Raw genomic sequence first — 8,882 nt, 5'->3', positions numbered from 1 at the left:
GCGCGGTCCGGGAGAGCCGGGCGGAGCGGGGTCGCCGGGCGGGGCGGGGTCCGCGGGCGATGAGCCGTCAGCCGAGCCGGGGACGGGTCCGGACGCGGGTTCGAGCGGGTCGTGCCGGACCGTTCCGGTCATCGGACCTCCTTGTCGTCGCACAGTAGCCAGTCCGCGGGCCCGGCGGGAAGAGCCGACGGCGGACCGCTGCGGTGGGCGGGAGGCGCGGGCGCGAGGCGCAGGAGGCGCGGGCGCGAGGCGCTGACGGCGCCGGCGGCGCGACTCCAACCGCTCAGTCCTGCGTGACCTCGGTGACCTGCCCGTCCTCGACGTGCAGGCGGCGCGTCAGGCGCACCGTCTCGAGCATCCGGCGGTCGTGGGTGACCAGCAGGATCGTGCCGTCGAAGGAGTCCATCGCCTGCTCGAGCTGCTCGATGGCCGGCAGGTCGAGGTGGTTGGTCGGCTCGTCGAGCACCAGCAGGTTCACCCCGCGGGCCTGGAGCAGCGCGAGCGCTGCACGGGTCCGCTCTCCGGGCGACTGCGAGGACGCCGGCCGCGCGATGTGGTGGGCGACCAGGCCGAACTTGGCGAGCAGGGTCCGCACCTCAGCCGTCGGCCAGTCCGGGACCTCGCGGGAGAAGGCTGCGACCAGGGGCTCGTCCCCCTCGAACAGCGCCCGCGCCTGGTCGACCTCGCCGACGAGCACGCCCGAGCCGAGGTCCACCGCTCCGGCCGTCGGGGCGAGGCGGCCCAGCAGCAGAGCGAGCAACGTCGACTTTCCCGCACCGTTGGGCCCCGTGACGGCCACCCGGTCCTTCCACGCGATCTGCAGGTCGACCGGGCCCAGGCGGAAGCCGCCGCGCTCGACGACGGCTCCGCGTGCGACCGCGACCACGGCACCCGATCGTGCGGCGCTCGCGATGCTCATCTGGAGCTGCCACTCCTTGCGTGGCTCCTCCACGACCGCGAGCCGGCTGATCATCTTCTCCGTCTGCCGGGCCTTGGCCGCCTGCTTCTCGGTGGACTCGGCGCGGAACTTCCGGCCGATCTTGTCGTTGTCCTTCGCCTTGCGACGGGCGTTCTTCACGCCCTTCTCCATCCAGGCGCGCTGCGTCCTGGCGCGGGCCTCGAGGCTGCCGCGGCGGGCGGCGTAGTCCTCGTACGCCTCGCGAGCCCGACGGCGAGCGATCGAGCGCTCCTCCAGGTAGGCGTCGTAGCTGCCGCCGTAGGTGGCGACCCGCTGCAGGCTGCGATCGATCTCGACGACGGTCGTCACGGTGCGGGACAAGAACTCCCGGTCGTGGCTGACGACGACGATCGGCGCCTGCGAGCGCTCGACGAAGTCCTCCAGCAGGTCGAGCCCCTCGGCGTCGAGGTCGTTGGTCGGCTCGTCGAGCAGGTAGAGGTCGAACCGTGAGAGCAGCAGGGCGGCCAGCCCCACCCGCGCGGCCTGACCGCCGGACAGTGCCGTCATCGGGTGGTCGAGGTCGACGGTCAGGCCGAGCTCGTCGGTGACGCTGCCGAGCCGGGACTCGAGGTCCGCGCCGCCGAGGGCGAGCCAGGTCTCCAGCGCCTCGCCGTACCCGTCCTCGGCCCCGGGCGCCTCGGCCGCGAGCGCGTCGGCGGCGGTGTCCATGGCGCTCTGCGCGGCCGCGACGCCCGTGCGCCGCTCGAGGTGCTGGCGCACGGTCTCGCCGGGGCGTCGCTCGATCTCCTGGGCGAGGTGCCCCAGGTGGGCGTCGGCCGGGCTGACGCTCACGCTGCCCGCGTCGGGCCGCCGTTCCCCGCCGAGGATGTGCAGCAACGTCGTCTTGCCTGCGCCGTTCGGCCCCACGAGCCCGACGACGTCGCCAGGGGCGACCACGAGGTCCAGGCCCGAGAACAACGTGCGATCGCCGAAGGCGGCGGCCACCCCCTTCGCCTGCACTGTCGCGCTCATGCCGCCATTCTCCCGTGCCGCAGGGCGGCCACCCGCCACGGTATTTCCCGGCCGGCCGCACCGGTGGCGGACCCAGCAGTCTTGTCAACCAACCTGTCGCGATATATCGTCAGACTATCGAGATAGAAGGGAGGGGCTCCCATGAGCTTCCGCAGCAGCAGTGAGCGAGGGCAGGGCCCTCGAGACGAACGACACTTCCGGCCCGAGCCCGAGGACGACGAAGGACCCGGCCGACCCCGCCGTGGAGGCGGGCACGGCCACGGCGGAGGGCACGGCCGACGCGGCGGCGGACCGGGCTTCGGCGGCCCCGGCTTCGGCTTCGGCGACCCCGGCTGGGGCCGTCCCCGCGGCGGCCCCCGTGGCGGCCCCCGTCCCCGCGGCGACGTCCGCGCCGCCATCCTGCTGCTCCTGGCCGAGCAGCCCCGCCACGGCTACGAGCTCATCCAGGAGATCGCCGAGCGGTCCGACGGCGCCTGGACCCCCAGCCCCGGATCCGTCTACCCGGCGCTCTCCGCGCTCGAGGACGAGGGGCTGATCGTCATCGAGCCGGTCGCGGGCCGCAAGACGGCGTCCCTGACCGAAGCGGGCGAGGAGTACGTCGAGCGCGAGCAGGAGCGCCTGGGCGACCCCTTCACGGTCGCCGACTCCGAGCGCGGCTCCTCGCGGGCCTTCCGCGACGAGGTCCGCGCGCTCGCCGAGGCCTTCGCCCAGCTGGCGCGGGTCGGCACCGCCCGCCAGCAGGAGGCAGGGCTCGCCGTGCTGACCGCTGCCCGCAAGGACCTCTACCGGATCCTCGCGGACGACGACGAGGGCTGAGGCCGGCCCGGGAGCCGGGCGAGGTCCGAGCGGGCCCCTCGCCCGGCTCCCTCCCGGCCGCTGCACAGCGACCTCCCAGACCACCCCCGTATCGTGGACCTGTGCACGCCGGAACCCGGCACGATCGACGTCGGGCCGGGAACGGAGCCGTACCCACGACGAGGCCATCGACGGCCCCCTCAAGGAGCTGATCACCAGCATGACCGGGACAGAGTCGCCCATCGGCCTGGCCAACCGGGAGGGCATCGACGCCCTCGAGGGGCTGACGACGAGCGCCTTCGACGACCTCGAACGGCTCCGCGCCGAGTTCACGCGGTTCATGCTGCAGTACAAGTTCGGGATCGACGAGGTCACGACGAAGATCTCGATCCTGCAGGAGGAGTTCGCCCACCTGCACGCCTACAACCCGATCGAGCACGTCTCCTCCCGGCTGAAGACACCGGAGTCCCTCGTCGCGAAGGTCGTGCGCCGCGGGATCGAGCCCTCGTTCGACGCGATCCGCGAGCAGATCACGGACATCGCGGGGATCCGGGTGACGTGCAGCTTCACCTCGGACGTCTACCGCATCGCCGAGCTGCTCGGCCGACAGGCGGACCTCACCGTGCTGGAGGTCAAGGACTACATCTCCGCCCCCAAGCCGAACGGCTACCGCAGCCTGCACACCCTGGTCCAGGTGCCCGTCTTCCTCTCGCAGGGGCCCGTACCCGTCACCGTCGAGGTGCAGATCCGCACCATCGCGATGGACTTCTGGGCGAGCCTGGAGCACAAGATCTTCTACAAGTACGCGGGCGAGGCCCCGCCCGACGTCGCCACGAGCCTCACCGAGGCAGCCGAGACCGCCCACCAGCTCGACACGATGATGGAGCAGCTCCACCAGCGCGTGCACGGCGAGGGCGCCACCGCGCGCGGCACCGCGAGCGGCCTCGAACCCGACGACCGACTGCTGGAGCGCCTGCGCGCGATCCGCGAGCACGGGGCCTGAGGCCCGACCCGGGGAACGGCTGCGTCCGCTCGGTCGAGCACGCCCACGCCGTTGCCGGCGCCCGGCGATGTCGCCCGCGAACCCCGGAGCCCCGGAGAGCATGCTCGCGCTCGGAAGGGTTGACCGGGCCCGACGCGTCGATTAACTTACAACCAAATGGTTGTAGATATGCGAACCCCGACCCCGTCCGGCCTCAGCGACGACGAGACGGATCGCCTCTTCCATGCCCTGGCAGATGCGACCCGACGCGACATCGTGCGACGCACCCTGCTCGCGGAGTCGTCGGTGAGCAGACTCGCGGCCGACTACGACATGAGCTTCGCCGCCGTGCAGAAGCACGTCGCCGTGCTCGAGGAGGCCGGCCTCGTGACGAAGAGACGCGCCGGCCGCGAACGCCTCGTGGCCGCCGAACCGGAGCAGATCGCCCGTGCCCGGGTGCTGCTCACCTCGCTCGAGGAGCTGTGGCGAGCCCGCTTCAGCCAGCTCGACGACGTTCTCGCCGATCCCCGGAACACCCGCCGGCCGTAGGAGCTCAGATGCCCATCAGCACCGTCACATCCGACCCCACCGCGTTGACCCTCACCGTCGTCGGTGAGTACGGGGTGCCCGTCGCACGCCTCTGGGACGCGTTCTGCGACCCGCGCCAGCTCGAACGGTTCTGGGGCCCGCCCACCTGGCCCGCCACCTTCACCCGCCACGACATGGTCGAGGGCGGCCGGTCGGAGTACGTGATGACCGGTCCGGACGGGGAGCGCGCGCGCGGCTACTGGACCTTCGTGTCGGTGGACCCGGGCCGCGGCTTCGAGGTGCTCGACGGCTTCGCCCACGAGGACGGCTCCCCCGACGACACCCTGCCCACCACCCGGATGCGGGTCGACCTCGAGCAGACGGCCACCGGCTCCCGCTTCACCGCAGCGAGCTCGTTCGCGAGCCTGGCCGCGATGGAGGACCTTGCCGCCATGGGCATGGTCGAGGGCATCACCGCGGCGCTCGGTCAGATGGACGAGGTGCTCGCCGACCTCGCCGCCTTCGCCGCCGGACGTGCCACGCAGGTCGCGCTGCTGAGCGACACCGTGGTGCGCGTCACCCGGGCGATCCGCGGCTCGGTCGACCAGGTCTGGCGGGCCCACCACGATCCGGACCTGGTGCGCCGGTGGATGCTCGGCCCGGACGGCTGGACGATGCCGGTCTGCGAGATCGCCACCGTGGCGGGCGAGTCCTACCGCTACGTGTGGGAGCGGGCCGACGGGCGAGGACGCTTCGGTTTCGAAGGTGAGCTGCTCGAGACCGCCGCGCCCTACCGGTCCGTGACCACCGAGCAGATGATGGGCACCGACGGGCCCGCGACCCGCAACGAGATGACCCTGACGCCGATCGACGGCGGCACGCTGATCACCGTCGTGATCACCTACCCGACCACCGAGCTGCGCGACCAGATCCTCGGGACGGGAATGGTCGACGGCATGGAGGCCTCCTACCTGCGCCTCGAGGAGTCCGTTCTCGCCGCTGCGTAGCCGCGGGCCGGCCGTGAGCTCCCCACCCGCCGTCTCGCTCGGCGACCCGCCGGCGGACCTCACGCACGCCCGGATTACCCTGGACCGATCATCGCGGGGCCCACCCGCGCCCCCGAGCCGAGGTCCCGATGCCGCAGCTGCGTTCCCGCACCACCACCCATGGCCACAACATGGCCGGAGCCCGCGCCCTGTGGCGTGCGACGGGCCTGACCAACGACGACTTCGGCAAGCCGATGATCGCCATCGCGAACTCGTACACGCAGTTCGTCCCCGGCCACGTGCACCTCAAGGACATGGGCGACCTCGTCGCCGGGGCGGTCAAGGAGGCGGGCGGGATCGCGCGGGAGTTCAACACGATCGCCGTCGACGACGGCATCGCGATGGGCCACTCCGGGATGCTCTACTCACTGCCCTCCCGCGAGCTCATCGCGGACTCCGTCGAGTACATGGTCAACGCGCACCAGGCCGACGCCCTGGTCTGCATCTCCAACTGCGACAAGATCACCCCCGGCATGCTGCTCGCCGCGCTCCGCCTGAACATCCCCGCCGTGTTCGTCTCCGGTGGCGCGATGGAGGCCGGGCGCGTCGTCGTCGGCGAGGACGGCACGGTGCGCTCGCGCCTGGACCTCATCGACGCGATGGTCAAGGCCGTCGACCAGAACGTCTCGGACGAGGAGATCACCTCGATCGAGGAGAACGCCTGCCCGACCTGCGGCTCCTGCTCGGGCATGTTCACCGCGAACTCGATGAACTGCCTGCTCGAGGTCATCGGCCTCGCCCTGCCCGGCAACGGCTCGACCCTCGCGACGTCCTCCGCGCGGCGCGAGATCTTCCTCGAGGCGGGCCGTACCGCCGTCGAGATCGCGAAGCGCTGGTACGCCGAGGACGACGCCTCGGTGCTCCCGCTCTCCATCGTCACGCGTGAGGCGCTCGCGAACGCGATGCGCGTGGACATCGCCATGGGCGGCTCGACCAACACGATCCTGCACCTGCTCGCCGCAGCGCAGGAGGGCCAGATCGACTTCGACCAGGACGACATCGACGCGCTCTCCCGCGAGACCCCGTGCCTGTGCAAGGTCGCGCCGAACTCCACGAACTACTACATGGAGGACGTGCACCGCGCCGGCGGGATCGCCGCGATCATGGGCGAGCTGCACCGTGCCGGGATGCTGGACGAGGGCGTGCACGCCGTGCACTCGAACGACCTGCAGTCCTGGCTCGACGAGTGGGACGTGCGCGGCGGCTCCGCGAGCGCGAAGGCCGTCGAGCTCTTCCACGCCGCTCCCGGCGGGGTGCGGACCACGCAGGCCTTCTCCACGACGAACCGCTGGGAGTCGCTGGACCTCGACGCCGAGACAGGCTGCATCCGCTCCGTCGAGCACGCGTACACCGTCGACGGCGGGCTCGCGGTGCTCAGCGGCAACCTCGCGCCGGACGGCTGCATCGTCAAGACGGCTGGGGTGCCCGAGCACCAGTGGTCCTTCCGTGGGCCGGCCAAGGTGGCCGAGTCGCAGGAGGAGGCCGTCGAGATGATCCTCGGCGGGAAGATCGTCGAGGGCGATGTCGTCGTCGTGCGCTACGAGGGCCCCAAGGGCGGGCCCGGCATGCAGGAGATGCTCTACCCGACCTCCTACCTCAAGGGCGTGGGCCTCGGCCCGAAGTGCGCGCTGATCACCGACGGCCGCTTCTCCGGTGGCTCCTCCGGCCTGTCCGTCGGGCACGTCTCCCCGGAGGCGGCGTCCGGCGGGGCCATCGGCCTGGTGGAGGACGGCGACGAGATCGAGTTCTCCATCCCCGAGCGACGCGTCACGCTGCACGTCGCCGAGGACGAGCTCGCCCGGCGTCGTGCCGAGCGCGAGCTCACCGGCTGGACCCCGCGCGACCGCAAGCGCGAGGTCAGCGCCGCCCTGCGCCTCTTCGCCCTCTTCGCCCAGTCCGCCGACAAGGGCGCCGCCCGCAAGATCCCCTGACCCGCCCCCTCCCCGCCGCGCGCTGCCCCCTCGGCGCGCACCCCCTCTGCGCGCACCCCCTGGGCGCGCTGCCCCACCCTTACCCGTCCCTCCGCACCCGCCCCACCCTCAGTCCTCTCTCCGCACCCGCCCCGCCCTCAGTGCCCTGCGAGATCGCAGGTTCGTTGCGAGATCGCCGGTTCGTACCTGCGATCTCGCGACGGAACGGCGATCTCGTCTCTCGGGCAGGGCTCGGACGACGGGGGCGGGCTCAGGTGAGCCAGGGACGGGGACGCAGGCGGACGCGAGCGGCCGGCGGGGCGGACCTCAGGAGCGCGGCGACCAGTGGACCCGGTCGTCGCAGGTCCGCGGCGCTCGCCCGGAGCACGCGCCAGCCCTGTCGCTCGATGGCGACCTCACGTCGGCGCTCCCTGAGCACAGCCGCGGCGGCCGTCGACTCCGCCGTGTACTTCGCGACGCCGTCGTACTCGGCAAGGACGCGCCACTCGGGCCAGCCCAGGTCTCCCCACGCGGGTCCGTCGTCCGTCTCGACGAGGACCTGGGTCTGCGGTGCCGGCAGCCCGGCCCGGAGCAGCACATGCCGCAGACGGCTCTCGCCCGGCGACTCCGCTCCGTCGTCGGCGAGGGAGAGCACCTCGATCGCCCGGCGCACGCCTCGCTGGCCCACCCGACGGCGGAGCATCTCGTCGCACCGCTCGCGGTCCAGCCCCAGTCGCAGCGCGGAGTCCGCGAGGACGAGGCCGTCCCGGGCGGGCAGGCTGCAGGCACAGTCGGCGATCGTCCTGGCGAGAGAGGTGACCCGTCGACCGTCGAGCTCGACGACCTCGTCCTCCCCCAGGTGCTGCCGGTGCCGGCGGACGTCACCCCGGCCGCGATGCGGGGCGACCGACTGGATGACGTGCACGACCGCTCCGTCGCCGATGAGGGGAAGGCCCCACAGCAGGGCCGCCGACTCGTGGCTCACGACGTGCCGGACCGTGAGCTGGGCGTCGACGGCTGCGATCCGCGCGAGCGCACGCCGGTGCACCTCGGCCCAGCTGTCCGCGGCAGCGGAAGGTGCCGGGCCGGCGGGACGCTTCGGGCCCTGGGCGCGGGCAGCCCCGGAGGCAGGAGCAGCGGCGCGGGCAGCGCCGGCAGCCCCGGAGGCAGGAGCAGCGGCGCGGGCAGCGCCGGCAGCGGGTGCCGGCTCAGCGACCAGGTAGGCGCCGGGCCGCACCCGCTCCCACCGCCCGGCGCGGATCTCCGCGATCGCCATCGTCGGCGGGATGTCGCGCCGCAGGATCACCTGTGGCACCTGCGGGCGGCCGGGTGCAGCGGAGCCAGGACGACGGGGCACCGGACGAGCCTCCGCCCGTCCCGCCCGCTCGCCCCGCAGCGCCCGTCCGTCCCCAGGTGCCGCAGGTGATCCTGCGACGCGACATCCCGCCGTCGATGGCGGTCGCGGAGGTCCGGGCCGGGCGGTGGGAGCGGGTGCGGCCCGGCGCGTACCTGCCCGCTGAGCCGGCACCCGCTGCCCGCGCCGCTGCTCCTGCCTCCGGGGCTGCCCGCGCCGCTGCTCCTGCCGCCGGGGCTGCCCGCGCCCAAGTCCCGAGGCGTCCCGACGGCCCGGGGCCTTCCGCTGCCGTGGACCGTTGGGCCGAGGTGCACCGGCGTGCGCTCGCGCGGATCGC

General features: G+C 73.0%; 8 protein-coding genes. 6 read left to right on the top strand and 2 right to left on the bottom strand.

Annotation, left to right across the window (positions count from 1 at the left end; genetic code table 11):
• Nucleotides 1-283: 283 nt before the first annotated feature.
• Nucleotides 284-1,930 (bottom strand): ABC-F family ATP-binding cassette domain-containing protein, encoded by a 1,647-nt coding sequence (locus tag ABWK99_RS10285; protein WP_372594611.1) that lies wholly within the window; start codon nt 1,928-1,930, stop codon nt 284-286.
• A gap of 141 nt (nt 1,931-2,071) precedes the next feature.
• On the opposite strand from ABWK99_RS10285, the gene ABWK99_RS10280 reads away from it, so the two are divergent.
• The 5 genes from ABWK99_RS10280 (at nt 2,072) to ilvD (ending at nt 7,212) form a co-directional block, all read left to right on the top strand.
• Nucleotides 2,072-2,746, top strand: a complete 675-nt coding sequence (locus ABWK99_RS10280; protein ID WP_372594610.1) for a PadR family transcriptional regulator — start codon at nt 2,072-2,074, stop codon at nt 2,744-2,746.
• A 199-nt stretch (nt 2,747-2,945) separates the two neighbouring features.
• The gene (locus tag ABWK99_RS10275) at nt 2,946-3,728 is read left to right on the top strand and encodes a GTP pyrophosphokinase family protein (RefSeq protein WP_372594609.1); all 783 of its coding nucleotides are present in this window, start codon (nt 2,946-2,948) and stop codon (nt 3,726-3,728) included.
• A 168-nt stretch (nt 3,729-3,896) separates the two neighbouring features.
• Nucleotides 3,897-4,256: an ArsR/SmtB family transcription factor gene (locus tag ABWK99_RS10270; RefSeq protein ID WP_372594608.1), complete on the top strand. Its 360-nt coding sequence runs from the start codon at nt 3,897-3,899 to the stop codon at nt 4,254-4,256.
• Between the two features lie 8 nt (nt 4,257-4,264).
• Nucleotides 4,265-5,242, top strand: coding sequence for an SRPBCC domain-containing protein (locus ABWK99_RS10265; RefSeq protein WP_372594607.1), 978 nt, complete (start codon nt 4,265-4,267; stop codon nt 5,240-5,242).
• 128 nt (nt 5,243-5,370) lie between these two features.
• Nucleotides 5,371-7,212, top strand: coding sequence for a dihydroxy-acid dehydratase (gene ilvD, locus ABWK99_RS10260; protein ID WP_372594606.1), 1,842 nt, complete (start codon nt 5,371-5,373; stop codon nt 7,210-7,212).
• Nucleotides 7,213-7,462: 250 nt separating this feature from the next.
• On the opposite strand, the gene ABWK99_RS10255 is transcribed toward ilvD, so the two are convergent.
• The gene (locus ABWK99_RS10255) at nt 7,463-8,497 is read right to left on the bottom strand and encodes a hypothetical protein (protein ID WP_372594605.1); all 1,035 of its coding nucleotides are present in this window, start codon (nt 8,495-8,497) and stop codon (nt 7,463-7,465) included.
• Between the two features lie 116 nt (nt 8,498-8,613).
• Between ABWK99_RS10255 and ABWK99_RS10250 the strand changes: the two genes are divergently transcribed.
• On the top strand, nt 8,614-8,882 hold a 269-nt coding region (locus ABWK99_RS10250), incomplete at its 3' end, for a hypothetical protein (RefSeq protein ID WP_372594604.1).

This window comes from Actinotalea sp., assembly GCF_041597215.1.
Taxonomy (GTDB): Bacteria; Actinomycetota; Actinomycetes; order Actinomycetales; family Cellulomonadaceae; genus Actinotalea.
The sequence above is the reverse complement of the archived record's forward strand: the minus strand, read 5'-3'. Positions and strand labels throughout refer to the sequence as shown.